At 61.7% G+C, this 25,460-nt stretch carries 29 protein-coding genes and 2 pseudogenes; 19 read left to right on the top strand and 12 right to left on the bottom strand.

Going from position 1 to position 25,460, the window contains the following annotated elements; all coding sequences use genetic code 11:
- Positions 1-139: 139 nt before the first annotated feature.
- The gene (locus tag HJC00_RS15865; RefSeq protein ID WP_221164335.1) at positions 140-409 is read left to right on the top strand and encodes a DUF1127 domain-containing protein; all 270 of its coding nucleotides are present in this window, start codon (positions 140-142) and stop codon (positions 407-409) included.
- Positions 410-437: 28 nt separating this feature from the next.
- On the opposite strand, the gene bla is transcribed toward HJC00_RS15865, so the two are convergent.
- A complete protein-coding gene (bla, locus tag HJC00_RS15860) occupies positions 438-1,343 on the bottom strand; it encodes a class A beta-lactamase (RefSeq protein ID WP_210628628.1) in 906 nt (301 codons plus the stop codon).
- Between the two features lie 150 nt (positions 1,344-1,493).
- Positions 1,494-1,808 carry a metal/formaldehyde-sensitive transcriptional repressor gene (locus HJC00_RS33150; RefSeq protein WP_405047664.1) on the bottom strand — a complete coding sequence of 105 codons (315 nt, stop codon included), beginning with the start codon at positions 1,806-1,808 and terminating at the stop codon, positions 1,494-1,496.
- A gap of 277 nt (positions 1,809-2,085) precedes the next feature.
- On the opposite strand from HJC00_RS33150, the gene HJC00_RS15845 reads away from it, so the two are divergent.
- Together HJC00_RS15845 and HJC00_RS15840 are read left to right on the top strand one after the other, a co-directional pair.
- Positions 2,086-2,580 (top strand): GNAT family N-acetyltransferase, encoded by a 495-nt coding sequence (locus HJC00_RS15845; protein ID WP_210628629.1) that lies wholly within the window; start codon positions 2,086-2,088, stop codon positions 2,578-2,580.
- A 42-nt stretch (positions 2,581-2,622) separates the two neighbouring features.
- Positions 2,623-3,252 carry a glutathione S-transferase family protein gene (locus HJC00_RS15840; RefSeq protein WP_221164334.1) on the top strand — a complete coding sequence of 210 codons (630 nt, stop codon included), beginning with the start codon at positions 2,623-2,625 and terminating at the stop codon, positions 3,250-3,252.
- Positions 3,253-3,286: 34 nt separating this feature from the next.
- On the opposite strand, the gene HJC00_RS15835 is transcribed toward HJC00_RS15840, so the two are convergent.
- The 3 genes from HJC00_RS15835 to HJC00_RS15825 all read right to left on the bottom strand — a co-directional run bounded on the left by HJC00_RS15835 (position 3,287) and on the right by HJC00_RS15825 (position 5,553).
- Positions 3,287-4,201, bottom strand: coding sequence for a cytochrome c (locus HJC00_RS15835; RefSeq protein ID WP_210628631.1), 915 nt, complete (start codon positions 4,199-4,201; stop codon positions 3,287-3,289).
- Between the two features lie 134 nt (positions 4,202-4,335).
- Complete coding sequence (locus HJC00_RS15830) at positions 4,336-4,776, bottom strand: cytochrome c (RefSeq protein WP_210628632.1); 441 nt, start codon at positions 4,774-4,776, stop codon at positions 4,336-4,338.
- A 141-nt stretch (positions 4,777-4,917) separates the two neighbouring features.
- On the bottom strand, positions 4,918-5,553 hold the full coding sequence (locus tag HJC00_RS15825) for a LysE family translocator (protein ID WP_210628633.1): 636 nt from the start codon (positions 5,551-5,553) through the stop codon (positions 4,918-4,920).
- Between the two features lie 129 nt (positions 5,554-5,682).
- Here HJC00_RS15825 and HJC00_RS15820 point away from each other — a divergent pair, with 129 nt between their 5' ends.
- A complete protein-coding gene (locus tag HJC00_RS15820) occupies positions 5,683-6,375 on the top strand; it encodes a YafY family protein (protein ID WP_210628634.1) in 693 nt (230 codons plus the stop codon).
- Between the two features lie 204 nt (positions 6,376-6,579).
- Here the strand turns inward: HJC00_RS15820 and HJC00_RS15815 are convergent, their stop codons facing one another.
- The gene (locus tag HJC00_RS15815; protein ID WP_221164333.1) at positions 6,580-7,425 is read right to left on the bottom strand and encodes a metallophosphoesterase; all 846 of its coding nucleotides are present in this window, start codon (positions 7,423-7,425) and stop codon (positions 6,580-6,582) included.
- 124 nt (positions 7,426-7,549) lie between these two features.
- Entirely contained in the window at positions 7,550-8,152 is a 603-nt protein-coding gene (locus HJC00_RS15810; RefSeq protein ID WP_012483135.1) for a superoxide dismutase, read from the bottom strand.
- Between the two features lie 212 nt (positions 8,153-8,364).
- Between HJC00_RS15810 and HJC00_RS15805 the strand changes: the two are divergent.
- From HJC00_RS15805 to HJC00_RS15795, 3 genes and pseudogenes are all read left to right on the top strand, one after another.
- Positions 8,365-8,688: pseudogene (locus HJC00_RS15805) on the top strand (hypothetical protein); the annotation flags it as partial.
- A gap of 195 nt (positions 8,689-8,883) precedes the next feature.
- On the top strand, positions 8,884-9,537 hold the full coding sequence (locus HJC00_RS15800) for a class I SAM-dependent methyltransferase (RefSeq protein WP_221155538.1): 654 nt from the start codon (positions 8,884-8,886) through the stop codon (positions 9,535-9,537).
- Between the two features lie 59 nt (positions 9,538-9,596).
- Positions 9,597-10,328: a sulfite exporter TauE/SafE family protein gene (locus HJC00_RS15795; RefSeq protein ID WP_210628637.1), complete on the top strand. Its 732-nt coding sequence runs from the start codon at positions 9,597-9,599 to the stop codon at positions 10,326-10,328.
- Positions 10,329-10,343: 15 nt separating this feature from the next.
- Here HJC00_RS15795 and HJC00_RS15790 read toward each other — a convergent pair whose 3' ends face one another.
- The gene (locus tag HJC00_RS15790; RefSeq protein WP_210628638.1) at positions 10,344-10,685 is read right to left on the bottom strand and encodes a nuclear transport factor 2 family protein; all 342 of its coding nucleotides are present in this window, start codon (positions 10,683-10,685) and stop codon (positions 10,344-10,346) included.
- Between the two features lie 117 nt (positions 10,686-10,802).
- Here HJC00_RS15790 and HJC00_RS15785 point away from each other — a divergent pair, with 117 nt between their 5' ends.
- Positions 10,803-12,068, top strand: coding sequence for an MFS transporter (locus HJC00_RS15785; RefSeq protein ID WP_210628639.1), 1,266 nt, complete (start codon positions 10,803-10,805; stop codon positions 12,066-12,068).
- Here HJC00_RS15785 and HJC00_RS15780 read toward each other — a convergent pair.
- Positions 12,030-12,647 (bottom strand): TetR/AcrR family transcriptional regulator, encoded by a 618-nt coding sequence (locus tag HJC00_RS15780; RefSeq protein WP_221164332.1) that lies wholly within the window; start codon positions 12,645-12,647, stop codon positions 12,030-12,032. The genes HJC00_RS15785 and HJC00_RS15780 overlap by 39 nt on opposite strands.
- 115 nt (positions 12,648-12,762) lie before the next feature.
- Between HJC00_RS15780 and HJC00_RS15775 the strand changes: the two genes are divergently transcribed.
- Positions 12,763-13,434: a glutathione S-transferase N-terminal domain-containing protein gene (locus tag HJC00_RS15775; RefSeq protein WP_221122627.1), complete on the top strand. Its 672-nt coding sequence runs from the start codon at positions 12,763-12,765 to the stop codon at positions 13,432-13,434.
- A gap of 8 nt (positions 13,435-13,442) precedes the next feature.
- Here the strand turns inward: HJC00_RS15775 and nadE are convergent, their stop codons facing one another.
- Together nadE and HJC00_RS15765 are read right to left on the bottom strand one after the other, a co-directional pair.
- Positions 13,443-14,276 carry an ammonia-dependent NAD(+) synthetase gene (gene nadE / locus HJC00_RS15770; RefSeq protein ID WP_221164331.1) on the bottom strand — a complete coding sequence of 278 codons (834 nt, stop codon included), beginning with the start codon at positions 14,274-14,276 and terminating at the stop codon, positions 13,443-13,445.
- A gap of 232 nt (positions 14,277-14,508) precedes the next feature.
- Complete coding sequence (locus HJC00_RS15765) at positions 14,509-15,396, bottom strand: branched-chain amino acid aminotransferase (protein WP_210628642.1); 888 nt, start codon at positions 15,394-15,396, stop codon at positions 14,509-14,511.
- Positions 15,397-15,646: 250 nt separating this feature from the next.
- Between HJC00_RS15765 and HJC00_RS15760 the strand changes: the two genes are divergently transcribed.
- A complete protein-coding gene (locus HJC00_RS15760) occupies positions 15,647-16,690 on the top strand; it encodes a zinc-dependent alcohol dehydrogenase family protein (protein WP_221146851.1) in 1,044 nt (347 codons plus the stop codon).
- Positions 16,691-16,770: 80 nt separating this feature from the next.
- Here HJC00_RS15760 and HJC00_RS15755 read toward each other — a convergent pair whose 3' ends face one another.
- Positions 16,771-17,703 carry an AraC family transcriptional regulator gene (locus HJC00_RS15755; protein WP_221155570.1) on the bottom strand — a complete coding sequence of 311 codons (933 nt, stop codon included), beginning with the start codon at positions 17,701-17,703 and terminating at the stop codon, positions 16,771-16,773.
- Positions 17,704-17,946: 243 nt separating this feature from the next.
- Here HJC00_RS15755 and HJC00_RS15750 point away from each other — a divergent pair, with 243 nt between their 5' ends.
- The 9 genes and pseudogenes from HJC00_RS15750 (at position 17,947) to HJC00_RS15715 (ending at position 25,291) form a co-directional block, all read left to right on the top strand.
- Positions 17,947-19,377 (top strand): extracellular solute-binding protein, encoded by a 1,431-nt coding sequence (locus tag HJC00_RS15750; protein ID WP_210628644.1) that lies wholly within the window; start codon positions 17,947-17,949, stop codon positions 19,375-19,377.
- Between the two features lie 137 nt (positions 19,378-19,514).
- Positions 19,515-20,393, top strand: coding sequence for a carbohydrate ABC transporter permease (locus HJC00_RS15745; RefSeq protein WP_097591494.1), 879 nt, complete (start codon positions 19,515-19,517; stop codon positions 20,391-20,393).
- Positions 20,390-21,223: a carbohydrate ABC transporter permease gene (locus HJC00_RS15740; RefSeq protein ID WP_210628645.1), complete on the top strand. Its 834-nt coding sequence runs from the start codon at positions 20,390-20,392 to the stop codon at positions 21,221-21,223. The genes HJC00_RS15745 and HJC00_RS15740 overlap by 4 nt, the downstream gene beginning before the upstream one ends.
- Positions 21,224-21,227: 4 nt before the next feature.
- Positions 21,228-21,431: a DUF2160 family membrane protein gene (locus HJC00_RS15735; protein WP_207241065.1), complete on the top strand. Its 204-nt coding sequence runs from the start codon at positions 21,228-21,230 to the stop codon at positions 21,429-21,431.
- Between the two features lie 4 nt (positions 21,432-21,435).
- On the top strand, positions 21,436-22,476 hold the full coding sequence (locus HJC00_RS15730; RefSeq protein ID WP_207241064.1) for an NAD(P)-dependent alcohol dehydrogenase: 1,041 nt from the start codon (positions 21,436-21,438) through the stop codon (positions 22,474-22,476).
- A 1-nt stretch (position 22,477) separates the two neighbouring features.
- Positions 22,478-22,591, top strand: a pseudogene (locus HJC00_RS32600) (3-oxoacyl-ACP reductase); the annotation flags it as partial.
- Positions 22,592-22,721: 130 nt separating this feature from the next.
- Positions 22,722-23,786: an ABC transporter ATP-binding protein gene (locus HJC00_RS15725; RefSeq protein ID WP_221164330.1), complete on the top strand. Its 1,065-nt coding sequence runs from the start codon at positions 22,722-22,724 to the stop codon at positions 23,784-23,786.
- Between the two features lie 25 nt (positions 23,787-23,811).
- Positions 23,812-24,540 carry an SDR family oxidoreductase gene (locus HJC00_RS15720; protein WP_221164329.1) on the top strand — a complete coding sequence of 243 codons (729 nt, stop codon included), beginning with the start codon at positions 23,812-23,814 and terminating at the stop codon, positions 24,538-24,540.
- A 22-nt stretch (positions 24,541-24,562) separates the two neighbouring features.
- Positions 24,563-25,291, top strand: coding sequence for an SDR family oxidoreductase (locus HJC00_RS15715; RefSeq protein ID WP_210628648.1), 729 nt, complete (start codon positions 24,563-24,565; stop codon positions 25,289-25,291).
- The last annotated feature ends 169 nt before the right edge of the window (positions 25,292-25,460 follow it).

Genomic DNA, 25,460 nt, shown 5'->3' with positions numbered 1-25,460 from the left:
TTGCATGCCGCTTCAACCCGGAACTCAGCGCCAAATACGACCTCCTCATCAAAGCCGGCAAGCCGCCGAAGGTCGCCATCACAGCCATCATGCGAAAGATCATCCTGCTGGCAAACGCACTCCTGCGGAAAAACCAAAAATGGACACCAAAAGCCGCTTGATCAAAACGGATACTCATACGGAAACACAGACCTTCGTCAGCGCGCCGACAAGGCAGATGGCTGGTCCCATGAACATCCTAACGACTTTGTTTGCTGCCCTGAGAACATGGCAGCGGGCTATCGCGAGTCGGAAACAATTGGCAGAGCTGACACCTTATCAGCTGAGAGACATCGGTCACCCCGAGGCCAATCGGCCGGTGCTCGACATCAAAGCGGGTCTTATCACGAACTTGATGTCGATGCGGTAATCAATTGCTTCTGAAGCGACTCCCTGCTTCACACCATCTCGGTTACCATCTTGCCGACTTCGGCAAAGATCAGGTTGAGCTCCTTGGCCGGCACGGTCGCCTCGGCGATATAGACGGCTGCGACGATCGGGCCGCGGTCGGGCGGCCAGATGACGGCGATGTCGCCGAGGGAGCCGTTTTGGCCGGTGCCGGTCTTGTCGCCGACCTTCCAATCGGCAGGCAGGCCGGCCCGCAGCCGCTCCTTGCCCGTGGTGCTTGCCACCAGCCAGGCGATCAGCTTGTCGCAAGAGGCCCCAGTCAGCACCGAACCGAGCGTCAGATTGCCGAGCGTATCGAGCATCGCGTCGGGTGCTGTCGTGTCGCGCGGATCGCCCTTGCGACCCTCGTTCAGTGTCGGTTCGGTGCGGTCGAGACGGGTCGTGCCGTCGCCGATCGAGCGCAGCCAGTCGGTCAGCGCCGGCGGACCGCCGAAACTTTCGAGCAGCAGGTTGCCGGCGGTGTTGTCGCTAACGGTCACCGCCGCCTCGCAGAGTTCGGCGAGGGTCATGCCGTCGGCACCGGCGTGTTTTTCGCTGACCGGCGAATAGTCGACGAGCTTGTCGCTACCGTAGGTCACCCGCCGCTCGAGGCTCTCCTGCCCCTTGTCGGCGCGGGCAAGGACGAACCCTGCGGCCAGCGCCTTGAAGGTGCTGCACATCGGAAAGGCCTCGCTGCCGCGATAGCCGAAGGAGATGCTCGTCTGGGTATCGAGCACCGAGACGCCGAGACGGCCGCCGGTGCGCTTTTCGAGCGCGGCAAGGCGATGCTCGATATTGTCGTCGCCCTCCCCGGCAGTTTCCTGCGCATTGGCGGCACGCGCCAGCGTGGACAGGCTCAAAGCAGGCAGGCAGAGTACCGAGCCGATCAGCGTGCGGCGAGTAAGGCTGATATCCATGAATTCCTCCGACGATTCGGAGAATAGAGCTAAGGACCGATTGCGGCGGCATCTCGTCCCCGCTGCAACTTGTTGTCAGCTGCTGCAACTTGTTGTCAGCTGCTGCAACCTTGTTGAGCAGCGGCGATTTCGTCCTCCGCCCGCAGCCGATCAGGCGGCGCGCGTGACCTCGACCGTCACATGCGACAATTCTTCAAGCGCCGAAAGCCTGCCCTTGTAGAACGCCGGCTCGTGCGGCTGCGGGGTGACGATGGCGACGATTGCCGCGTGATGGCCGGGGCGCAGGTGATCGTCCAAAACCTCGCTGGTCAGCCCGGTCAGCGCGCCCCGAATGGAGGCGAGCAGTTGCAGGATTTCGCCGCAGGGGCGTTCAGCCTCGAGCGCCCGCTCGACGGCTTCCAGCCGCCCCTTCAGGCGGCTGACGCGGGCAACGAGCTTCTTCTTCTGCAGAGTGGGGTGGGACATCGCAGACCTTCGTTTAGTATAGGGGGTATCCTATTGGTGTTCTCGGCTGGATTCGAGGGTCTGACATGTTTCAGCGTCATGCGCTCACGCCATTGACAAATGCCGCGTTTGCGGCGATGGATGCTGCATGATCAAGAACGTGCACCAGAGCCGCTCGTATTTTTGGCTGTACCTGTAAAGGGCGGCCGGACAGATCATATTGTCAACAAGCCGCCGTCAGGCGGCTTTGTTGTATCGGCAGCGTCCTGACGGCAGATTATCAAAGGACGCGAAGACCATGACCGAAATCGAAGACAGCGAAATTTCACTGATGCGGCCATCGGTGGTGACGATCCGCACCGCCAAACCGCGCGATCTGCCCGAGCTCAACGACATGATCGCCCTGCTTGCCGCCCATCACGGCGATGCGGCCGCCACGACGCCGGAGCAATTGGAGCGCGACCTGTTCGGCCCGCTGCCCTGGATTACCGCGCTTGTCGCCGAAACCGGCGAAGGGCTGATCGGCTACGCGATTCTGGTGCCGCTCTACAGGGCGCAGGAAGGCAAGCGCGGCATGGACCTGCACCATCTCTTCGTGCGCGACGGCCATCGCGGCCACGGCACCGGCCAGTTGCTCGTCGACCGGGCCCGCGAGACGGCGCGCAATGCCGGCTGCGGCTACCTTTCCGTCAGCGCCGCGACCGGCAATGTGCTCGCCCACCGCTTCTACGAACAGATGGATTTCACGCCGAGGCCGGTGACCGGCATGCGTTACATGCAGTCGATCGCTTAACCGCGTCGCGGGTCTAAGTCTTTGTTGTCATGAGGAGATTGCATGCCTGACTTCAAACTCCATTGCTTCGCTCTCTCGGGGAACGCCTACAAGGTCGCCCTCTTCTTCGCCCTTGCCGGCATCGAGTGGGAGAGCATTTTCGTCGATTATCTCGGCGGTGAAACGCGAACCGAACAATGGCGAGAAACCATCAACGAACAGGGCGAGGCGCCCGTCCTCGAACATGGGCAAACGAAGATCAGCCAATCGGGGGTCATCCTCGACTACTTGTCAGAGGTGACGGGGCAGTTTGGGGCGCAGACAGCCGAAGAACGGCGCGAGATCATGCGCTGGATCCTTTTCGACAACCATAAATTCACGAGCTATTACGCGACCCTGAGGTTCATTTACGGCCTTCAGAAGAGCGGCGAGACACCGGTCGTCGAGTTTTTGAGGCTGCGGGCCAAGGCTGCCTATGCAATTGTCGACGGCCACCTTGCCCACCGGGCCTTTATGGTCGGGAGCCGCCTGACAATCGCAGACCTCTCCTTGGCAGGCTACGTCTTCATGCCAGAGGAAACCGGGATTGATCACAGCGCCTATCCGGCTCTCGCGGCCTGGAAAGACCGGATCAGCAGCATGCCCGGCTGGCGCCATCCCTATGATCTGATGCCGGGTCCCACCTCCCTTTAAGGGGGCGCATGAAGGCAGGGCCTAGCCATGTTGTCTAACGCCCCGGCACGGCCTTCAGATAGGCGGCGATCGCCTCGCGGTCGGCAGCCGGCAGGCGGGCGATGTTCTGCTGCACATCGACCATCGAACCGCCGACGGAATCGAAATCGGGCGTGAAGCCGGTTTCGAGGTAGTTGGCGATATCGGCCTCGCTCCAGCCGCCGATGCTCTTGGAGGCCGGGGTGATATCGGGTATGCGCCCCTTCCCCTCGGGGTTAGGAGCGCCGGCGAGCCACAAATCGGCCTGGAAGCCGCCGAGCCCATTGCGCGGAGTGTGGCACTCGCCGCAATGGCCGGGGCCTTCGACGAGATACTGCCCGCGCTTGATCTTGTCGTCGTTCTTGGCGAGCGCGACGCGGGGCTGATCGTTGAAATAGAGGAATTTCCAGCCGCCGAGCGCAAGGCGGATGTTGTAAGGAAAGGGCAGTTCATGCGGGGGCGCGACGTTGGCGCTCTTCGGCAGGGTCTTCAGGAAGGCGAAGAGATCGTTGACGTCCTTGTCGCTCATGCGGGAATAGGAGCCATAGGGAAAAGACGGGTAAAGATGCTGGCCATCCGGGCCGACGCCGCGCTTCATCGCATTGCCGAATTCGGCCAGCGTCCAGGCGCCGATGCCGGCCTTTTCATCCGGCGAAATGTTCGGCACGTGGAAGGTGCCGAACGGGCTCTTCAGCGCCAGGCCGCCCGACAGCGTCAGCCTGGCATCGCCTTCGGAACCGGGTGCTGAATGACAGCTGACGCAGCCGCCCGCCCGGAAGACCATCTCACCGTTTGCCGGATCCGGCGCGCCGAGACCGGCCCAATGGCTCTCCGGCAGCGGATCGGGCGCGGTGACGAGATAGAAGGCGCCGCCGCCGAGAACGACGACGCCGATCAGACAGAGCAGAAACCGGATGAACCTGCGGATCATGCTCCGCCTCCCTTTTTCCGAGATTTTCCTGTGCGGAACGATTCGGCACCAGCCCACACGCGGAGAACAAGGTGATCCGCGCCAGCGGCCAGGCCGGCGCGGATCGCGCATCAAGTTCCAGATCGAACGGTCTATCAATTCTTGATACGATAGGCCTTGTGACAGCCGCCGCAATTGGCGCCGAGGGTGTTTATGGTCGCGCCGACAGCGGCGGCATCGGCCGGAAGCTGAGCCAGCGCGGTCTCGGCGTCAGTCGAGAGCTTTGCGGCACGCGCCTTGAAGTCGTCCATGTTTTCCCAGACCTTCGGGCTGACCTCGGGATCGTTCATATCGCTGCCCGGATTGAACTGATCGGGGAAAACCTTGGCGGTGGCGGCGATCGTCGTCAGCGCCGCCTTTACCGTCTCGGCATCATAGGGCTTCTCGCCCTTGGCGATGGCGGCCATGGCGCCCGCCGAACCGCCGATCTTCTTCATCAGCGCAATGCGCGAATCATGGGTGCCATCGGCGGCGGTCACCGACCCGAAGGCGATGCCGGCCATCGCTGCGGCGGCAGCTACTGCTTTCCAATTCATATTTCCTCTCCGTTTTCTCAGCATTGTTGCTGGGGCCAAGGCGGCCGATGGCCAATCTGCACCGGGAGCATGACAAAATCCATGCGTCCAGGCAGTCACGTTTTGCCGGAGGGTCATAAAAACAATGTGATAACCGGCGTCTCAGGTGGTTTTCCAACCTTGCCAGAGGCTGAAAGCGGAGACCGCAACCAGGAGCAGTCCGGCGCAACGGCCGACAAAGGCCGTGGCGTCGGGATTTGCCACCAGCAGGTCGCGGCTGCGGCCTGCCGTCATCGCCAGCGTTCCGTAAACGGCGAACTGCGTGACGATAGTCATGGCGCCCATGATCACACCCTGCATCCAGACCGGGCCATATTCCGGTCTCAGGAACTGCGGGTAGACCGCGAACATGAAAATATAGGCCTTGGGATTGACGAGACAGGTGACGGCGCCCTGGCAGAAGGCGCGCCAGCCAGAGCGCGCCGTCGCCGGCCCGACCACCTCGACGGTGATCGAACTGCGCATCAGCGAAACGCCAATCCAGATCATATAACCGACGCCGGCAAAGAGCAGCAGGTTGAAGAGCTGCGGCAGCATGGTGACGAGCACGCCGACGCCGGCCGCGCCATAGGCCGAATGCACGGCGCCGCCCGCCATGATACCGCCCGTCGCCGCGAGCCCCCGCCTGATACCGCCGGTCAGCGAATTGGCAAGCACGAAGAGCATGTCCATGCCCGGCACGATGATGATGCCGAAGAGAAGGGTGAAGAATAGCCAGAGGTTTTCATGGTAATTCATGTCAGTTGCCACCCTCAGTTCCGCGGGCCACTTTCAAAAGGCCCCGATTGATTTCAATCCGATAGGCGGGTCTATACGCAAACCCAACTGACAGTGTATTGTCAGGAGCGTGAGGATGGAGAGACAAGAATGCGCAAGGCCTCGCGGCTTTTCGAGATCATCCAGATCCTGAGGCTCGCCAGAAAACCGATGACGGCGGCTGTCATGGCCGAGACGCTCGAAGTGACCGTGCGCTCGATCTATCGCGACATCGCCGCCCTTCAGGCAATGCGGGTGCCGATCGAAGGCGGGCGCGGCATCGGATACATCATGCGGCCGGGCTTCGACCTGCCGCCCCTGATGTTCTCGATCGAGGAGATGGAGGCGATCGTTCTGTCGCTGGCGCTGCTCGAACGTACGGGCGACGAGGAGCTGAAGCAGGCCGCCCGCCGAGTCAACCGGAAGATATCAGGCGCCGTGCCGGCGCCGCTGCGCGAGGCGCTGGACAACAAGGCGCTTTATGCCTGGGGCTCGACCGTGCAGCCGGTGGGCTTCGACCTTGCGATCGTGCGCCGGGCGATCCGCGACGAACGCAAGCTGACGCTCGCCTATCGCGACGAGCTCGGCCGCGCCAGCGAGCGGACGGTGCAGCCGATCGCGCTGATCTACTATTCGCAGACCGCCAATATCGTCGCCTGGTGCGAACTGCGCCAGGCAATCCGCAATTTCCGCAGCGACCGGGTGGAGCGTTGCGATGCGAGCGACGATTTCTTCAAGGGCGACGGTGACCGGCTGCGGCAATTGTGGACGAGCGGGTGGGCGGAAAAGGCTGTGACGGTGTGAAATCAGCTACTTGGCCAATCATCGACGCGTCGGTTGACGTTGAGCGCTGCCCCTCACCCTAACCCTCTCCCCGTAAAAACGGGGAGAGGGGACGTGCCCTGCGAGAGGCCTGCTAGGAGCGGCGAGGTCGCGGCATGTTCCCTTCTCCCCGCGTGCGGGAGAAGGTGGCGGCAGCCGGATGAGGGGCACGCGGCGATCTCTGGCCTAATAAGCCAGCGTGCGGTTCTCCTCGCGGCCGAAGCCGCGGATATCGATGCGGTCAGGGTGGAGTTCGACAATCGCGAAGGCGTTTTCACTTTCGGTGTCGACTACGCCCTTGAAATTGACGAAGTGGCAGGCGCCGGCCTTGGCGTAATTGCCGACGTGGTCGTGACCGTTGAGATAGGCGACGACATTGGCATGCGAGGCGAGCAGCGCGACGATGCGCTCGCTGTCCCACATGCCGTGCTCACTTGGCGGATGCACGGGATAGTGATTCATGACGATCACCTTCTCGCCGGTCGCAGCTGCCTCTGCGATTTCATCGCCTAGCCAGGCGAACTGCACGTCGCTCAGCGCAGCATTCCACCGATGGGCATTCCTGGCGCCTTTCTCCTCCAGCTCGGCCAGCATTTGCGCGGCAAGGGCGCGGTGCGGATGGCCCTCGGGCGGCGCGAAGGTGCTGACCTCATTGCCGTCGAGCACGACGAAGCGCCAGCCGTGGCGGGAAAAACTGTAATAGGGCGACGGCATGCCGAGTCGCGCGGCGACTTCGGAGAGATGCCCCGCCGAGACGGAGAAATCGTGATTGCCGAGCAGGAAGAGCGCCTCGTGCCTCAGCTTGCCGTAGACCGGCAGGATGTCGTCGAAGCTCCTGAAGCTGCGGTCAATGATATCGCCGAGCGTCATGACGAAGCTCAATTCCCAGCCGTTAAAGACCTCGATCGCCTCGGCGACCTTGGCGAGGCTGTTGGCGTAATAGCGGTCCATGGCCGCATGCGGAGGGATCGCCGCATATTGCGGATCGGCGATGATGCCGAAGCGGAGCGGGGAAACATCGGAAGAGGACATCGAGCGTGATTAGGATCGGCCGGTGACAGGGATGTGACGGCTCGCGTCACGAAAACACCCGACGTTCGGAGAACGCCGGGTGCGAAATCGAGAGATCGCCGCGGCTGGGGGCGAGACCGGGCGCTTACTTCGTGGCTTCTTCGTAACGTTCCAGGACGTAGTCCCAGTTGATCAGGCTATCGATGAAGGCTTCGAGATATTTCGGGCGGGCGTTGCGATAGTCGATGTAATAGGAGTGTTCCCAGACGTCGACGCCGAGGATCGGCGTGGCGCCATGGACGAGCGGGTTTTCGCCGTTCGGGGTCTTGGAGATTTCGAGCTTGCCGTTCTTGACGGAAACCCAGGCCCAGCCGGAGCCGAACTGGGTGGCGCCGGCATTGGCGAAATCGGCCTTGAACTTGTCATAGCCGCCGAGATCGGAGGCGAAGGCCGCTTCGAGCTTGCCCGGCAGCTTGTTGCCGCCGCCGCCCTTCTTCATCCATTTCCAGAAATGAATGTGATTGTAGTGCTGGGCGGCGTTGTTGAAGAGGCCGGCATTGGTGCCGAAGGACTTCTTCACGACCTCTTCGAGCGAGAGGTCCGAAAGGCCGGCTTCGGCGGCGAGCTTGTTGCCGTTGTCGACATAGGCCTTGTGATGCTTGTCGTGGTGAAACTCCAGCGTTTCCTTCGACATGAAGGGGGCAAGCGCTTCGTAATCATAGGGAAGTTCAGGCAATTCGAAAGCCATGTCAGATCTCCTCTTGGCAATAGATTGCGTCATCGGCAGGTGAGGCGGAACATAGGAGGGGAAAGGGGGAGAGGCAACCGCCGAAATATCAAAAAACGACCGGACGGAGGAAAATTTGCCTCAGTTTCAGGGCGGGATTCGGGCGTGCAAAATCGCCGGCATGACGCCCCGAAAACCGCTTCACCGGCCACCGACATCAATGGAGATCCGGTATGAACAGGAATATAATCCCGCATCTCGCCATTGCCGCGCTTCCCTCTCTTGTCCCTGCGGCGCATGCCTCTTCGGACGAGGCCTGGAAACAGCTGGCCGCAGACGTGGAAGACAAGTGCAGGAAGGCGGCGGTCGCAATCGAGAAGCCGAAGGCCGTGGTCGATCCCTTCGGCACCTCGCATTACGGGCTGGACCTGGTGACGGGAAAGTCGAAGGGGGCCAGGGGGCTCATCGTCCAGATCTGCGTCTATGACAAGCAGACGGAATCGGTCGAGATCGGCAGCGAGATCGATGCTGAAGAGCTCGGCTTGGCGCCAGCGAAGCCGGCCACCGCAGCGGCATGTGACTTTGGTCACATTGCGAGCGGAACCCAAACCCACTCTCAGGAGTTGAAGTGCTCAGTTTTTAGAGCCCCGCGCCTCTATGAGAGGCGCCAAGGCGCTCTATGTTTGCGATAAACGCATGATGCTTTCCGAAATCGATTCGATTCTCGGGGTCAGGCGCAGGGAGGTTTATGCATGTCGGAGCTTCGCAACCGGGCGGAAGATCAGCAGAAAATCTATCAGCGCTGGGCACCGGTCTATGACCGCGTCTATCGCGGCATCCTGCGCGACGGCCACCGCAAGCTGGCCGCGCTGGCTGCCGCAGCCGGCACCGATATTCTTGAAGTTGGTGTCGGCACCGGTCTAACGCTCGCCCACTATCCGAGCCGCTGCCGGGTGACAGGCATCGACATTTCCGAACATATGATCGCACGCGCGCGCGAAAAGGTACGGCGCGAAAACCTGCAGCATGTGCAGGCGCTCGAGGTGATGGATGCACATGCGCTGCACTTTACCGACAAGTCTTTCGACGTGGTCTGCCTGCCCTTCGTCATCACGCTGATTCCCGAGCCCGAACGGGCGCTGGACGAATGCGCCCGGGTGCTGCGGCCGGGCGGCGAGATCATCCTAGCCAGCAAGCTCGGCGACGGCGCCGGCCTTCAGGGCGCGATCGAGGCGGCGGTGGCGCCGCTGGTGCGTCACATCGGCTGGTCGTCCGCCTTCCGCATCCACCGCATCGTCGCCTGGGCCGAACGCCGCGGCGATTTTTCAACGACCGATATTCTGCCGGTCTTTCCGAACGGCTTTTTCAAGATCGTCCGGTTGAAGCAGCGCGGCTTTTCCTCCTGAGAGCAAAAGTTTTCTCCGCATCGGCGATTCTGATGCTACCGTTCGCCTGAGGGGACAGCATGCCATCGGATATCTTCTTTTTCATCGCTGTCGGCTTCTGTGCGCAGATCGTCGACGGCGCGCTCGGTATGGCCTTCGGCGTGCTGTCGACGACGAGCCTCTTGGCCTTCGGGGTGCCGGCGGCCAATGCCAGCGCCATGACGCATGTGACGGAAATGTTTACGACGGCCGCGTCAGGCCTGTCGCATGCCTATCATCGCAATGTCGACTGGCGGCTGGTGGCGCGTCTAGCCCCGGCCGGCATGATCGGCGGCGCGATTGGCGCCACTCTGCTTGCCAATATAGACGGCAAGGTGATCGAACCCTTCGTGTCGGCCTATCTGATCGCGATCGGTCTGCTGATCCTCTACAAGGGCTTCCGACCACCGAGCAAACGCGAGGTGCGCGACTGGGCCGTGCCGCCCGTCGGCTTTTGCGGCGGCCTGCTGGATGCGATCGGCGGCGGCGGATGGGGTCCTGTCGTCACCAGTACGCTGGTCGGGCGCGGTCATGATCTGAAACGGGTAATCGGCTCGACGAATTTTACCGAATTCGCCGTGACGCTGACGATTTCGCTCACCTTCGTCGTGACGCTCGGCTGGTCTGAGCTCAATTCGGCGATCGGCCTCATTATCGGCGGCGTCATCGCCGCCCCCTTCGGCGCCATCTTCGTCAAGCGCCTGCCGGTGCGGGCGCTGATGGTGGCGGTCTCAATGGTCATCATCACGACGTCGGCGTTGCGGATCTTCTAAAGGCGTTTCGGCGTGTCAGAGATTGCGGCCGAAATAGACCTCCACGGAGGCGATCCTATCGCCGCGGAAACGAATGCTTTCCATGTTGGCGAAGCTCGTGCCGTCCAGTTTTTCGGCCCGGTAGCGAACAACAGCCTCGTCGCCGTCGACCGACAGGAACTCGATGTGGATTGCGCGGAAGACCGGCTCCTTGGGCCAGCAGCGCTCGAAATAGGTCGCCCGGTCGATATGGTCGTCACGCGGGCTGGAGAAGGTGAAATCCTCCGTCAGCATGGCGCCGACAAGGTCCTTGCGATCGGCGAGATAGGCGGTGTAGAGATCGCGGACAGTCTGTTGCCTGGATCGCATCTCGTTCATGGCAAAACCTTCCGATTATCCGATTGCATTATGCAATCGGCTATCTTCTACCACTTCTACCCGAGATGATCCAGCTTGCGGCGCAACTGCCCCCGCAGGATCGATGCCGAGGCAAGAATGACCGACACGCAACGGGACGCGGCCAGCGCTGGACCAGGCTCGATCTACTGGAGGCGCAACCTTGCCGTCTCGCTGATCGGCTCCTTCACCACGATCGTGGCGATGACGCTGCTGCTTCCCTTCCTGCCGCTTTATGTCGAAGAGCTCGGCGTGACCGATCATGCGGCGATCGTGCAATGGTCGGGCATCGCCTATGGCGCCACCTTCCTGGCCGCCGCTCTCGTCGCGCCGCTCTGGGGGCGGCTCGGCGATATCTATGGCCGCAAGCTGATGCTGGTGCGCGCCAGCCTCGGCATGACGCTGGCGATCTCGCTGATGGGCATGGCCGGCAATGTCTGGCAGCTGGTGGCGCTGCGCCTGTTCGTCGGGCTTGCCGGCGGCTACTCTTCCGGCTCGATGGTGCTGGTGGCGACGCAGACGCCGAAGGACCGCTCGGCGTGGGCGCTCGGCGTCTTGTCTTCCGGCATCATGGCCGGCAATCTCGTCGGGCCGCTGATTGGCGGCGCACTGCCGCAGCTCATCGGCATCCGCGGCACGTTTCTCGCCGCCGGGGCCATCATCTTCCTCGCCTTTCTCGCCACCACCCTGCTGATCAAGGAGGAGAAGTCACCGGCCCGCAGCCTGGCGGCCAAGGCGAGCGGCGGCTGGAGATCCATAAACGACAGGCGCCCCGTCATTGCCATGCTGGCAACCGGCATGCTGCTGATGCTCGCCAATATGTCGATCGAGCCGATCATCACCGTCTATGTCGCCGAGATCGTGCCCGTCGATGCGCAAGTGACGATGATCTCCGGTCTCGTCATGTCGGCCGCCGCCCTCGGCAGCATCGTTTCGGCCTCATGGCTCGGCAGGCTCGCCGACAGGGTCGGCCACTGGCCAGTGATCGCGGGTGCGCTCGTGGTCGCCGGGCTGCTGCTGATCCCGCAGGCTCTCGTCACCAGTCCCTGGCAGCTGATCATCCTGCGCTTCTTGATGGGAGCAGCACTCGGCGGGCTGCTGCCCTGCATCGCCGCCGTCATCCGCCATAGCGTGCCGGACAGTGCGGCCGGCAGCATTCTCGGGCTTTCCATCTCGTCGCAATATGTCGGCCAGGTCGCGGGCCCCATCCTCGGCGGCTTCGTCGGCGGGCATATCGGCATGCGCTCGGTTTTTCTCGGCACCTCGCTGCTGCTTCTGGCCGGTGCTGCCTATGCCTGGCTGGTGCGGCCGAGGGAGGCCACAACATCAGACCTGCGAGCTCCCGCAGATCAGCTCGACGCCTGAGCGGGCGATCCACTCCAGCACCTCACGGCTGTCGCCGGCGCGGGCGCGCACGGCAAGCGAATGCATGACCGCGGAGGCGAGCCTTGCCAGCATCAGCGGATCGGCGCTCTCGGGAAGCTCGCCCCTTTCGACGGCAATGCGCATGCGTTTTTCGATCTCACCATCGAACTCGTTGAGGCTGCGGCCGAGCACCTCGCGCACACGCTCATGTTGGACCGCCTCGACCGAGGCGGTGCCGATCAGCAGGCAGCCGCGGGCGGCGGTTTCGCCGTGCAGATAGATCGCTAACGCCCCGGCGTAGACGCTCGCGAGATTGTCGCGCAGCGGCAGTGACGAGTCGAGCGCCTGCTTCAGCACGTCCATGCCATCCTGCCGATAGGCCTCCAGGGCTTCGAGATAGAGAGCCTCCTTGTCGCCAAAGGCGCCGTAGAGGCTTGGGCGGTTGAGGTTGGTCGCGGCACTCAGATTGTCGAGCGAGGCGGCGGCAAAGCCCCTGTCCCAAAAGACGTCCCTCGCCTTGCCGAGCGCCGCCTTGGCGTCAAAAGCCCTCGGGCGGCCGCGTTTCTTCTCGTCCTTCATATTTTGTACTGCTTCGCATTAAATTGTTGACGACGGTTATTTTATGCGAAACAGTACAAATGTCCAAACATATCGGCCGGCGGCATCTTGCCGCCTCCGCAGAAAGGAAACCGAGATGAAACTCTATATGCACGCCGCAGCCTGCTCGCTTTCGCCGCACATCATCTGCCGGGAGCTGGGGCTCGACATCGAGCTCGTCCAGGTCGATCGGAAGACCCACAGGACAAGCAAAGGCGAAGACTACCTGGTCATCAACGGCAACGGCTATGTGCCGGCGCTGATGCTGGACGATGGAAAGGTACTGACCGAAGGGCCGGCGATCGTGCAGTTTCTGGCGGAAGGCTCGGGCCTGCTGCCGGAAGTCGGCGACATCAAGCGCAACGAGGTGCAATCCTATCTCAATTTCATCACCGCCGAGCTGCACAAGCCGATGGTGCTGCTGTTCAGCCCGATCTATTCCAGCGTGCATGGAGAAATCCGCGCACTGATCTCGAAACGGCTCGCCTGGCTGAACGACCGTGTGACCGCACCCTATCTTACCGGCGATGCCTTCACGGTGGCCGACGCCTATCTCTTCGTCTGCCTCAACTGGTCGCCCTGGATCGACATCGATCTGAAACAATGGCCGGCACTGAGCGGCTTCATGGCTCGCGTCGCGGCGCGCCCCAAGGTGCGAGAGGCACTGCAGGCCGAAGATCTCCAGGCCTTCGAGGCCGGCGGCGTCTATTTCGCCCCGCAGGCCTATCTCGCCTCGGCCGGACGGGCCGGCGAGCCGGTGCGGCCGTAGCGCCGCTCTTAGAGAGCGTTGACGGCGACCGGCAGGGCTCGCTTATGAGCAGTCGCCCGATAGGCGGAAAGGATCCGGCGGCGGGCAATCTCGCCGACCGGCTTGCCTTCAAGAAAATCGTCGATCTCGTCATAGGTGACGCCATAGGCCTCCTCGTCGGGACGCAGCGGCCGCTGGTCCTCGAGATCGGCCGTGGGCACCTTGAAGACCAGCTCATCCGGAGCGCCGAGCCGCTTTGCCAGCAGGCGGACGCGGCGCTTGTTGAGGCCGGCGAGCGGCAGGATATCGGCGGCGCCGTCGCCGAACTTGGTGAAGAAGCCCATGACCGCCTCGGCGGCGTGGTCGGTGCCGATCACCAGGGCGCCGAGCGCGCCGGCCAAGGCGAACTGGGCGATCATCCGCTGGCGGGCCTTGATGTTGCCGAGGATGAAATCCTGCCGGCCGGCATCGGCAAAGGCAAGGCCGCCGTTCTGCGCGGCGGCCAGCATCGCATCCGCCGCTTCCTTGATGTTGACCACCATCGAACGATCGGCGCCGATCGTTTCCAGCGCCCGGTTCGCATCGGCCTCGTCGGCCTGAACACCGTAGGGAAGTCGCACGGCAATGAATTCCGCCGCATGGCCACCTTCACGCAACTCGCGCACCGCCTTCTGAGCAATCAGCGCCGCCGTCAGCGAATCGACGCCGCCGCTAATGCCGAGGACGTAGCCGCGCATGCCCGACGCCACGAGATAATCCTTGAGGAAGGCGGTCCGCCGCTCGATCTCGTGCTCCGGATCGATCTCGGCGGCAAGGCCCAGCTCGCGGATGATCTCACCTTGTTCGTCGGAGAGCACGGTCATGGGTGGTTCCTCTGTGTATGAAAATTTCGGCGCACTATGGCGGAAAGGTGTGGGGAAGCGAAGCGGTTTCGGGCAGGCCCGCTCTGCATCGTCAAGTGAGCGTTAAGGTTTGGGATCGATTTGCGAAGCTGAAATCGTCGCGTGACGACCCTGTTCCTGACGAACTGAAACCTACGTCCGCCGTTGCAATCGATTCGCTGAATCGATTACCTCGGCTACGCCGAACCACTGCTCACTCCTCGCTCTCACTTCTCCCGTGGGCCCAGTCCATGTAGAGTTCCAGCGCCTTGCGGGTGACCGGGCCTTCCTGGAAATTGCGATCGTCGAGGCGGGTGACGCCGGCGACTTTGGAATAATTGCCTGTCGTGAAGATCTCGTCGGCTGCAAGGAAATCTTCGACCGAGAGCGTGGCTTCCACGACGTCGAAGCCGGCCTTGCGCAAGAGGCCGATGACGCGGGCGCGGGTGATGCCGGCGAGAAAGGTGCGGTTGGCGGCGGGCGTCATCACCACGCCGTCGCGCACCAGAAAGACGTTGGAGGAGGCTGTTTCGACGACATTGCCGTTCAGATCGCGCACCAGCGCATTGTCGAAGCCGCGGCTGCGCGCCTCGGTGATCATGCGGCCGCTGTTCGGGTAAAGGGAGCCGGTCTTCGCCTCCGTCATGGCCGTTTCGGGCGAGGGACGGCGATAGGGCGAAACGGTGAGGCTGGTGCCGCCATGGCCGCCCATCGGCGCCTCGAACAGGCAGAGCGCGAAGCGGGTCGATTCGGCATCGACGGAGACAATGCTGCCGGGCGAACCATGTTCGCCCCAATACATCGGCTTGATGTAGATCGCCGTCGCGCCGTCGAATTTGCCAACGCCTTCCCAGGCGAGCGCGGCAATCTCCTCGGCCGATTTCACCGGCTTCAGGCCCATGGCGAGTGCGGAGCGGTTCACGCGCTGGCAGTGAAGATCAAGATCCGGGGCGATGCCGTCGAACCAGCGGGCACCGTCGAACACCGTGGAGCCGAGCCACATGGCATGCGAGGTCGGCCCGATCAGCGGCGGATTGCCGGGAAGCCATTCGCCGTCGACATGAGTCCAGGTGGTGGAACGCGGTGATGTATCGACGGCCATTGCTGATCTCCCTTGCGAATCCGGGAAAGCAAAAACCCCGGCGGCACGCCGGGTCAAGGACAAATCCCGGCCGGAAATACGGAAGCAAGAAAATGCCGGAGCACAGCGTCCGGCCGCAATATTCGTGCGCGACACCTGCGGCGTTGGCGATGGGTGCATCAGCAAAAATGATGGAATCTCTGTTGGAATGGCGGGCTGGCGCATGCGATCATGAGGAGAAATCGCCGGACAGCAGCAAGGGAAGACGCCGATGAAAGCCATGTTCTACGAAGCCTTCGAGCAGGCGCCGGAAATCCGCACGCTGCCCGATCCGACACCTTCCGAGGACGGAGTCGTCATCGCAGTCGGCGCAAGCGGGCTCTGCCGCAGCGACTGGCACGGCTGGATGGGCCACGATCCCGATATCCGCCTGCCGCATGTGCCGGGGCACGAGCTTGCCGGACGCGTCGTCGCCACCGGCCGCGGCGTCATGCGCTTCAAGGCGGGCGACCGGGTGACCGTGCCCTTCGTGTCCGGCTGCGGCCATTGCAGCGAATGCCATTCCGGCAACCAGCAGATCTGCCCGAACCAGTTCCAACCGGGTTTCACCCATTGGGGCTCCTTCGCCGAATATGTGGCGATCGATTATGCCGACACCAATCTGGTGCATCTGCCCGATACGATCGAGGACGCGACAGCGGCAAGCCTCGGCTGCCGCTTCGCCACCTCGTTCCGCGCCGTCGCCGACCAGGCGCGCACCGGACCCGGCGAATGGATCGCCGTGCATGGTTGCGGCGGCGTCGGCCTGTCGGCGATCATGATCGCCACCGCGCTGGGCGCCAATGCGATCGGCATCGACATATCGGAGGAGAAACTCGCCTTCGCCAGAGAGTGCGGCGCGGTGGCGACGGTCAATGCCTCAAGCGTTGCCGACGTGGCCGAGGCGGTGCGCGATATCACCAAAGGCGGCGCGCATGTCTCGATCGACGCGCTCGGCCACCCCGCCACCTGCTTCAACTCGATCAAGAATCTGCGCCGGCGCGGCCGGCATGTGCAGGTGGGGCTGATGCTCGGCGAATACGCGACACCGCAGATTCCGATGGGCCAGGTGATCGGCCACGAACTGGAGATCTACGGCAGCCACGGCATGCAGGCCTGGCGCTACGACGCCATGCTGTCCATGCTGGCGGCGGGGAAGATCGCGCCGCAGAAACTGATCGGACGCCGCGTCAGTCTCGAGGAGGCCGTGCCGGCGCTGATGGCGCTCGATAAGGCGGAGGCGATAGGGATCAGCGTGATTACGCGGTTTTCATAGGGATCGTCCGAGTCTGGGCATAATGAAGTCGCAAGGAGAGAATACATCTTCCCTCCTCTCTAGGTATCATCGACTGATCGCTAGGCTGACTGCACAGGCATATGATCTGTCACTGCCTGAGGTAACGGAACGGTTCTGCGGTTGGTGGACAGTTTCCGGTATTTCGTCGGTGTTAGGTTATGGTGGCGGAGAAACACCCGGTTGAAATTTGACAGATTGCGATAGCCCACCTCGAAGCAGATGTCCGTTATCGGCATAGAGGTATCGGTCAATAGCTGACCCGCTTTCCAGATACGAAGCTTGTTGACGTGGTCGGTGAAGGTGTGGCCGCTGTTTTTCTTGAAGAATCGCGAGAAAGCGCTGTCGCTCATGCCGACCATGCGAGCCATATCAGGCAACCGGATATCCTCCGACAGATTGGCAAAGACATACGCGAAGACCTGTTGCAGGGCTTCGAGCGAGCCATAGCTCAGGTCCGGCACATAAGCCTCTGAAGACAGCATATCGAACTCGTCGGTGTCCCGCAGCAGCGAGAGCAATGACAGGAAGGTCGAAAGCCGCAGCGAGCCGGTCTGGAACTCCATGTCGAGTATCAGCGCCTCCGCCTGCTCCCGCGCCCGGCCCTTGAAGGAGAGCCCCCGCTGTGCGCGGGCGAGAAAGTCACGCAGCCCCGCCAGTTCCGGCAGGAAGGCCGAAGCCTGCTCCAGCTTGGCCGGCAGAAACTGGATGACGATGTCACGTCCTGGAACGCGCTCACCCGGTCCGAGCGGCGTCACCCAGTCGTGCGGCAGGTTGCTGCCGATGACGGAAATATGGCCCGGCGTGAACGCGCCGACATGATCGCCTGCAAGCAGGACGCCGCTGGCGTTGGGAATGTAGTGGATCTCCACCTCCGGGTGGAAATTCCAGACGTTGCGTTCCCACGGATAGTCGTCGCGGCGCCAGAGGAACGACTCGTCCGCGCCGGTCAAGACATATTCAAATCTCGCGACCGTTGGCGAAACAACTGACATTGCGGACATCCTCCAGTGCTTCCCGCGATGGTCGTTGCGCTGACAATCAATATTGGATTGTGCAACGCACACAAGATTTCATGGATATTTTCGGCATTTCGCGCATGAGAGTATCAGTATCGCGCAACGGCCGCGCTTGTGTCCACCCGTTCTTTCTACAACTATTGTGGTCCGTTGAGCGTGTCGGAGGAGAGTTTAGCACGCACAACCGGACCGATTTTGCGATCCAAATGGAGGAGAACAATGAACAGTTTCGTCAAAGCCGTGGGCGTCGGCTTCATTTCGCTTGGCCTTTGGAGCTCGACCGCTCTTGCTCAGGATTCTTGGTGGAAAACTGCCGCCCAACCCTACCAGGGCGCGACCATCCGGGGCATCTCGGAATCGACCCCAGCGTCGAAATATGTCGAGCAGGTGCTCGGTCCCAAGTTCACCGAAGAGACCGGCATCAAGGTCGAATTCGAAGCGACATCCTGGGACCAGATGTACGACAAGGCGATCAAGGACATGGAGGCCAATACCGGCATCTATGACTTCGTCTATATCGAGCAGGACATCGTATATACGTATCTGGCTCGCAATTTCCTGGTCGACATCACCAAGTCGCTTACCGATAATGCGAAGATCGCTTCGCCGGACTTCAAGCCGGAGAATTTCACTACTTTCTTGAACTATTTCAAGGATCCGAAGTCGGGCGATGTCATGGGCGTCCCCATGGAAGCCTTCATCAAGCCTTACCTCTACCGCAAGGATCTTTTCGATGATCCGGCGATCCAGAAAGCCTACAAGGATTCCACCGGTGCGGATCTGAAGCCCGCGACGACGCATGACGAGTATACCCAGATCGCCAAGTTCTTCACCGAATACGGCGCAGACAAGGAGCTCTGGGGAACCACCGTACAGGCCTCGTCGAGCCATCCCGCCGCCTTCTACGAATTCTTCGAGTCGGTCGCGCCGACCTTTGGCGTGTATAACTGGGGCATCGATGGCACGACCTTCGCGGCCACCGAAGCCAACGGCGGCCAGATGAACTCCGCCGCCGCGAAGAAGGCGCTCAACTACTGGATCGGCCTGCTGAAATACGCGCCGCCGGAATCGACGTCGTCCACCTGGGACGAGGTTGCCGGGACATTTGCCGCCGGCCGCGCAGCCCAAGGCCTCGTCTACGGTGAAAACGCTGCCTGGATCGCTACCGACGAAAGCAAATCGACCGTCGTCGGCAAGGTGGGAGTGTCATTGCCTCCGGTCGAGGCGGGTGTCATGGAAGCAGCCGAATCCGGCAAGGGATATATCGGCTATTACGATGGTGGTGCATTCGGCATCCCGCATTCGTCCAAAAACAAGGACGCGGCGCTGCTATTCCTGCAGTATATCGGTCAGGCTTCAGTGCAGACCGACTGGGCGCTGGCCGGCTCCCGCATCGTCATGAACTCGACCTACGACGATCCCAAGATCGTCGATCAGGACAAGAAGATGAACGGCTACTACACGCTGATGCGTGAGGACGGAAAGCTGTTCGCCGGAGCTCCGCCGTTCCCGTTCCACGCGCAAGTTCTGCAGGTAGTCGCGCCGTTCATCTACAAAGCGATCGTCGGTGAGATCAAGCCGGACGATGCGCTGGACCAGGCCGCCACCGCAGCCGAAGCCGAACTCGTGAAGCTCGGCTATCGCAAGTAAAAGACCGCACCTCCCAAGCGGTTGGCGGTCGCCTTCAGCAAGGTGGCCGCCCCTTTCCTGACTGCGGTTTGCGGGGCCTGCCCGCGACGCTCGAAGTCAGGCGAATGAGTGTCAAGGACGATCTGACGGAGCGCAGGATGAGACAATCCAACATCGGATGGCTGTTTCTAGCACCAGCCACGCTAATTCTGTTCGTTGTCGGGTTTGTTCCCTTCATCTACATTCTCTATGTCGGCTTCTTCGACTGGAACACCAACGCAGTCGACCCCACCCTGCGCTGGGCAGGCCTGCAGAATTATCGCAGCCTGGTTTTTGACACGACATTCCTGAACTCGCTTGCGCGCACGCTGGTCTTCGCATTCGTCGTCGTTGTGAGCGAGCTGTTGTTAGGCTATGTCCTGGCCCGCGCGCTGATGGCAGACCGGCTGTGGGGCCGGCAGTTCTTTCGCACGATCCACACACTGCCGATCGTTGTCGCGCCCATTGCAGTCGGCGCTACCTGGCGGCTGCTTTGCGTTCCCGGCTTCGGCATCGTGCCCTATTACCTGAAACTGTGGTTCGGCATCGACTACAACATCTCGACCAATGCCTATCACGCCTTCGCCACGGCGATCATCATGGACCTGTGGCACTGGACGCCGTTCGTCACGCTGTCGCTCATGGCGGGACTGACCGCCTTGCCGAAAGAACCGCTCGAACAGGCGCAGATCGACGGCGGCAACAAGCTGCAGATTTTCTGGTACGTGATCGTTCCGATGTTGAAGCCGGTGCTGCTGACAACCGTCTTCATCCGGCTGATGGACGCGCTGCGCTCGGTCGACGAAATCTGGATGCTGACAAAGGGTGGTCCGGCTGAGGCCACCCGGTTCATCGGCCTTCATATCTGGATCAACGTCTTTCCGAAGACCGATTACGGCTACGGTGCGGCCATGTCGCTACTGACGCTTTACGTCACGATCGTTCTGAGCTGGCTGCTGTTCGTCGCCATGACCGGCCGCAAGGGAGGCGCACAATGAAACGCTCCGGTATAGCCTCGTTCGTCCTTTGGATATGCCTGACCATTCTGACGCTGCTTCCGGTCTGGTGGATGCTGGTCGTTTCGATGCGCCCCCGCGTGAAGCTCTATTCGAAGTCGTTCCTCATCGACGATCTTTACTGGAACAATTTTCTGGCGGTGCTGAACAGCTCGACATTCCTGCAGTATCTCTGGAATTCGCTGATCGTGGCGACATCGAACGCAGCGCTGGTGTGCGCGCTCGGCCTGCTCGCGGCGTTCGGGCTGTCGCGTTACAAAATCGGCGGCGGTGACAATGTGTTTTTCTGGCTGATCACCAACCGCATGGCGCCGCCAGCCGTGTTTCTGCTGCCGCTCTTCCTGCTCTTCACCAAGTGGTTCGTGTTCGGCGATTTCATGCTGTTCGATACGAAGACTGGCCTGATCCTGCTTTATTGCGTCTTCAACCTGCCCTTCGCCGTCTGGCTCTTGAAGGGCATGCTCGACGGGATTCCGCTGGAGCTTGACGAAGCGGCGCGGGTCGATGGTGCGACAACCGGCCAGGTGCTGTCCAACGTCATCCTGCCGCTGGCGCGGCCGGGGTTGGCCGTCACCTTCATCCTGACCTGGATTTTCGCCTGGAACGAGTACCTGTTCGCAGCGACCCTAACGTCCTCGGCTAACGCCAGGACCGTGACGACAGCGCTCGCTGAATATGTCTCGGTCACCGGAACGAACTGGGGCGAGATGGCAGCGATGGCGTTCCTGACCACGCTTCCGGCCCTAATCGTGCTCGGCTTCGTCCAGAAACACATCGTGACCGGCCTCACGTTCGGCGCGTTGAAAGGGTAAGAAGATGGCTGGCGTTCAACCCCAGAAAACCCAACGCGACGGGTTCCTGCCTATCCGAACCAACGGCTTCGACAGGGGCTTCATCTCCGTCGTGATCCTGATCCTGGTGCATCTTCTATGGATGCGCTTCCTTGAGGGCGTGTTGCCCCTATGGGTGGCGACGGTGCTCTGCCTGGCGCTGGCCGTGTTCATTATCCGAAAGGGCTGAAGACATGAGATCACTCGTCCTCGAACGCAAAGACGAACTGCGCATTCGCGACCTGGACCCGAAGGAGGCGCTCGGTCCCACCGACGTGCGCATCGCCATCAAAACCGTTGGCGTCTGCGGATCCGACGTTCACTATTACACTCACGGCGCGATCGGCCCTTTCGTTGTGCGCGAGCCGATGATCCTCGGCCACGAAGCCGCCGGCATCATCGAAGAGGTCGGCAGCAGGGTGCAGAACTTGAAAGTCGGCGACCGCGTTTGCATGGAGCCCGGCATTCCCGATCCTCAAAGTCGCGCGTCGCGACTGGGTCTCTACAATCTCGATCCCGCGGTGCGCTTCTGGGCGACGCCGCCGGTGCATGGCGTACTGAGACCGAGCGTGGTCCACCCGGCGGCCTTCACCTTTAAGCTTCCGAACAACGTCTCCTACGCCGCTGGCGCTATGGTCGAGCCGTTGGCTGTAGGCTTTCAAGCAGTCTCCAAGGCGAGGCTGACGCCCGGTGCGATCGCGCTGGTCACGGGTGCCGGGCCGATCGGCATGGTGACAGCGATCGCGGCGCTGTCGGCTGGCTGCGCCAGAGTTATCGTTACCGACGTTGTCGACGAAAAACTTGCCGTGGCGCGCAAGCTCGGCCCTGCCATCATGACCGTCAACGTACGCTCGCAGGACCTGAAGAGTGTCATAGCCCGCGAAACCGACGGCTGGGGCGTCGATGTCGTCTTCGAATGTTCCGGCGCGGCCGAAGTGATCGCAGACACGGCGCACCATGCTTGCCCCGGCGGCGCCATCGTCCTCGTCGGCATGCCCCTGAAGCCGGTCCCGCTCGATGTCGTCATCGCCCAGACCAAGGAACTGCGCATCGAACACGTGTTCCGCTACGCCCATGTCTACCCGCGCATCGTCGCGCTATTGGGATCGAACCAGATCAATGTCGATGCGCTTATCACCGATACCTACGCTTTCGAGGATTCTGTCGAAGCGTTCGATTACGCCGTGCGACCGAAGCCGTCCTCCGTCAAGATCCAGATCGAGCTTGGGAAGTAGCATGTACCTGCGGAAGCTGGATCTCAGTGGAAGAGTGGCGGTCGTCACCGGCGCGGGGCCCAACATCGGCTATGCCTGCGCTGATGCCTTATCGGAAGCGGGCGCGCATGTCGTGCGATGCCGCCAGCCTGATGACCGGCAGCATCGTCGTTGCGGATGCAGGATACACCTCATGGTGAAACTGCCCGTGGACCCGTCCCGATTGATCGGCGGCCATGCCGCCACAACTGACTGAGGATTGACACATGGCGACGATCGAGCTCGACCAGGTCGACAAGCATTACGGCTCCTATCACGCGCTGCGCAACATCTCGTTCGACATAGCCGACGGTGAGTTCGTCGTGCTGGTCGGTCCCTCCGGTTGCGGCAAATCCACGCTGTTGCGGTCGCTTGCCGGCCTTGAGGAGATCACCGGCGGCACGATCAAGCTTGGCGGACATCGCGTCGACAACATCGCCGCCAAGGACCGTGACGTGGCGATGGTTTTCCAGAACTACGCGCTCTATCCGCACATGACCGTTCGGGAGAACATGGCCTTCGCACTGAAATTGCGCGGCGAGAACCTTGCGGATCGCAACGTCAAGGTCGACAAGGCTGCCGAGATGTTGCGGCTTACGCCCTATCTCGACCGATATCCGAAGGCGCTCTCCGGAGGCCAGCGGCAGCGTGTTGCCATGGGGCGCGCGATGGTTCGCCGCCCAAAGGCGTTCTTCTTTGACGAGCCGCTGTCAAACCTGGACGCCGCGTTGCGCGTAGATATGCGTTCGGAGATCAAAACTCTTCACCAGCGCCTCGGCGCGACTTCCGTGTATGTCACGCATGACCAGATTGAAGCCATGACAATGGCGGACCGCATTGTAGTGCTTCGCGACGGCAAGGTGGAGCAGATCGGTGCGCCACTGGAGCTTTACGACAGGCCGGCAAATACCTTTGTCGCCGGCTTCATCGGATCCCCGGCGATGAACATGCTACCGGCCACAATCGATCTCTCTTCGAACTCAGCGCGGCTGGCTGAAGGGTCGGCCCTTCCCCTTCCACAAGGCACGCGGGCGAGTCACGGCCAGGAGGTGATATACGGGGTACGTCCTGACCAGTGGATGCTGTCGAACGGCGATGCGGGCGTACCGGCAACTGTCGAGTTGATCGAACCGACGGGGGCCGAAATTCTGCTGGCAGCCCAGTTGGCGGGCAAGCGGGTCTTGTGCGCCTTTCGCGAGCGCCACGCGCTGAAGCCGGGCGACAGGATACGGCTCGATCCTGCCGCGGCTCATGTGTTCGACAAGCAAACCGAGCAAAGACTCCCGTTCTGAGCAACAGGCATCGGAAGGATCAACCATGTCGGACTTTACAGGAAAAACGGTCATCATCACCGGTGCCGGCAAGGGTATTGGTCGCGCCTGCGTTGAACTGCTCACCCACCGCGGCGCCCGAATCGTCGCCTTGTCGCGTACGCAGGCCGATCTGGATGATCTTGCGGCAAAGTTCGGCGCGACGGTAATATCGGTCAATCTCGCCGACAATGCAGCAGCACGCGCCGCCATGAAGAAGGCGGGACTGGCAGACGCGCTGATCAATTGCGCGGGAACCAACGTGCTTGAAAGCGTCATCGATATGACGGAGGAGGGCTATGAGCAGGTCCTCGGCATCAACCTGCGGGCCGCGCTGATTTGTGCGCAGGAGTTCGCGCGGGCTCGCATTTCGAACGGCGGCGGCGGTACGATCGTGAATGTGACCTCGATCGCCGGACATCGTGGTTTCGTGGATCACGTGGCTTACGCCGCTTCAAAGGCGGGACTGGAAGGCGCGACACGTGTCATGGCCAAGGAACTCGGCGCCTATGGAATCCGGGTCAATGCAGTGGCGCCTACGGTTACCATGACGGAGCTTGCGGCGAAGGCGTGGTCCGAGCCTTCCAAACGTAACCCGATGATTGTTCGCCACCCGATGGGGCGCTTTGCAGAGGTCGACGACGTCGCACGCTCGATCGCCCTGCTTATTTCAAAGGACGCAGTCATGATCAGTGGCGCAGTCCTGCCAGTCGATGGCGGCTTCCTTGCTGTCTGAAAACCAAGAGCGAGACAAGACGATGACTAAATCACTCGAAGGAAAGATCGCTGCGGTAACCGGCGCAGCTTCCGGTATCGGGCTGGCGACGACCCGTGCCCTGGTCGACGCCGGCGCCAAGGTCGTGATGGTCGACTACAACAGACAGGCGCTGGAAACATACGCTGCCGAGTTCGGCGACGCCGTAGTCATGCAGGTCACCGATCTTCTGGACGCCGCAAGTTGCGCGGCCATGGTGCCGGAAATCCTGGCAAAGGTCGATCATCTCGACATCCTGCACTGCAATGCAGGGTCCTACATTGGCGGGGATCTTATCGATACCGATACCGCGACAATTGATCGGATGCTGAATCTCAACGTGAACGCCGTCATGAAGAACGTCCGCGACATCGCTCCGCATATGATCGAGCGCGGGACCGGGGACATTTTGGTGACTTGCTCCGTAGCCGGCCATGCGCCGATCCAGTGGGAGCCGGTTTATTCCAGCTCCAAATGGGCGATTACCAGTTTCGTCCAGATCATGCGCCGGCAGTTGAAGAACCACGGCATCAGGGTCAGCCAGGTCTCGCCCGGCCCGGTCGTTTCCGCTCTGCTGGCCGATTGGCCCGCGGAAAACCTCGAGAAGGCAAAAGCCAGTGGGAGTCTTATCGAGCCCTCAGAGGTCTCCGATGCCATCATCTTCATGCTGACCCGCCCGCGAAACGTCACGATCCGGGACATGATTGTCTTGCCGACAAATTTCGACGTGTAGGTATAGCTGCAGTGTTTTCCTCCGCTGACGTCATGTTGCTCTCGATTACCTGAGTGATCTCCACCCGGCTCTTCAGGGCGTGTCTCGTCAATAGCGTGAACAATCCGGCGAAAAGGATTCTTGTGACCCTAATCAGAACGTCGAGCGCATGGCCGACGGCATTAGCCGG

The sequence above is a fragment of the Rhizobium sp. NLR22b genome (assembly GCF_019685295.1).
Lineage (GTDB): Bacteria > Pseudomonadota > Alphaproteobacteria > Rhizobiales > Rhizobiaceae > Rhizobium.
Note: the sequence above shows the minus strand (reverse complement) of the source record. Positions and strands in the feature narration are given on the sequence as shown.

Bases quoted from the DNA above. Each gene is read 5' to 3' on its own strand.
- HJC00_RS15865 (WP_221164335.1), top strand. From the start codon at position 140: ATGGACACCAAAAGCCGCTTGATCAAAACGGATACTCATACGGAAACA.
- bla (WP_210628628.1), bottom strand. From the start codon at position 1,343: ATGGATATCAGCCTTACTCGCCGCACGCTGATCGGCTCGGTACTCTGC.
- HJC00_RS33150 (WP_405047664.1), bottom strand. From the start codon at position 1,808: ATGTCCCACCCCACTCTGCAGAAGAAGAAGCTCGTTGCCCGCGTCAGC.
- HJC00_RS15845 (WP_210628629.1), top strand. From the start codon at position 2,086: ATGACCGAAATCGAAGACAGCGAAATTTCACTGATGCGGCCATCGGTG.
- HJC00_RS15840 (WP_221164334.1), top strand. From the start codon at position 2,623: ATGCCTGACTTCAAACTCCATTGCTTCGCTCTCTCGGGGAACGCCTAC.
- HJC00_RS15835 (WP_210628631.1), bottom strand. From the start codon at position 4,201: ATGATCCGCAGGTTCATCCGGTTTCTGCTCTGTCTGATCGGCGTCGTC.
- HJC00_RS15830 (WP_210628632.1), bottom strand. From the start codon at position 4,776: ATGAATTGGAAAGCAGTAGCTGCCGCCGCAGCGATGGCCGGCATCGCC.
- HJC00_RS15825 (WP_210628633.1), bottom strand. From the start codon at position 5,553: ATGAATTACCATGAAAACCTCTGGCTATTCTTCACCCTTCTCTTCGGC.
- HJC00_RS15820 (WP_210628634.1), top strand. From the start codon at position 5,683: ATGCGCAAGGCCTCGCGGCTTTTCGAGATCATCCAGATCCTGAGGCTC.
- HJC00_RS15815 (WP_221164333.1), bottom strand. From the start codon at position 7,425: ATGTCCTCTTCCGATGTTTCCCCGCTCCGCTTCGGCATCATCGCCGAT.
- HJC00_RS15810 (WP_012483135.1), bottom strand. From the start codon at position 8,152: ATGGCTTTCGAATTGCCTGAACTTCCCTATGATTACGAAGCGCTTGCC.
- HJC00_RS15800 (WP_221155538.1), top strand. From the start codon at position 8,884: ATGTCGGAGCTTCGCAACCGGGCGGAAGATCAGCAGAAAATCTATCAG.
- HJC00_RS15795 (WP_210628637.1), top strand. From the start codon at position 9,597: ATGCCATCGGATATCTTCTTTTTCATCGCTGTCGGCTTCTGTGCGCAG.
- HJC00_RS15790 (WP_210628638.1), bottom strand. From the start codon at position 10,685: ATGAACGAGATGCGATCCAGGCAACAGACTGTCCGCGATCTCTACACC.
- HJC00_RS15785 (WP_210628639.1), top strand. From the start codon at position 10,803: ATGACCGACACGCAACGGGACGCGGCCAGCGCTGGACCAGGCTCGATC.
- HJC00_RS15780 (WP_221164332.1), bottom strand. From the start codon at position 12,647: ATGAAGGACGAGAAGAAACGCGGCCGCCCGAGGGCTTTTGACGCCAAG.
- HJC00_RS15775 (WP_221122627.1), top strand. From the start codon at position 12,763: ATGAAACTCTATATGCACGCCGCAGCCTGCTCGCTTTCGCCGCACATC.
- nadE (WP_221164331.1), bottom strand. From the start codon at position 14,276: ATGACCGTGCTCTCCGACGAACAAGGTGAGATCATCCGCGAGCTGGGC.
- HJC00_RS15765 (WP_210628642.1), bottom strand. From the start codon at position 15,396: ATGGCCGTCGATACATCACCGCGTTCCACCACCTGGACTCATGTCGAC.
- HJC00_RS15760 (WP_221146851.1), top strand. From the start codon at position 15,647: ATGAAAGCCATGTTCTACGAAGCCTTCGAGCAGGCGCCGGAAATCCGC.
- HJC00_RS15755 (WP_221155570.1), bottom strand. From the start codon at position 17,703: ATGTCAGTTGTTTCGCCAACGGTCGCGAGATTTGAATATGTCTTGACC.
- HJC00_RS15750 (WP_210628644.1), top strand. From the start codon at position 17,947: ATGAACAGTTTCGTCAAAGCCGTGGGCGTCGGCTTCATTTCGCTTGGC.
- HJC00_RS15745 (WP_097591494.1), top strand. From the start codon at position 19,515: ATGAGACAATCCAACATCGGATGGCTGTTTCTAGCACCAGCCACGCTA.
- HJC00_RS15740 (WP_210628645.1), top strand. From the start codon at position 20,390: ATGAAACGCTCCGGTATAGCCTCGTTCGTCCTTTGGATATGCCTGACC.
- HJC00_RS15735 (WP_207241065.1), top strand. From the start codon at position 21,228: ATGGCTGGCGTTCAACCCCAGAAAACCCAACGCGACGGGTTCCTGCCT.
- HJC00_RS15730 (WP_207241064.1), top strand. From the start codon at position 21,436: ATGAGATCACTCGTCCTCGAACGCAAAGACGAACTGCGCATTCGCGAC.
- HJC00_RS15725 (WP_221164330.1), top strand. From the start codon at position 22,722: ATGGCGACGATCGAGCTCGACCAGGTCGACAAGCATTACGGCTCCTAT.
- HJC00_RS15720 (WP_221164329.1), top strand. From the start codon at position 23,812: ATGTCGGACTTTACAGGAAAAACGGTCATCATCACCGGTGCCGGCAAG.
- HJC00_RS15715 (WP_210628648.1), top strand. From the start codon at position 24,563: ATGACTAAATCACTCGAAGGAAAGATCGCTGCGGTAACCGGCGCAGCT.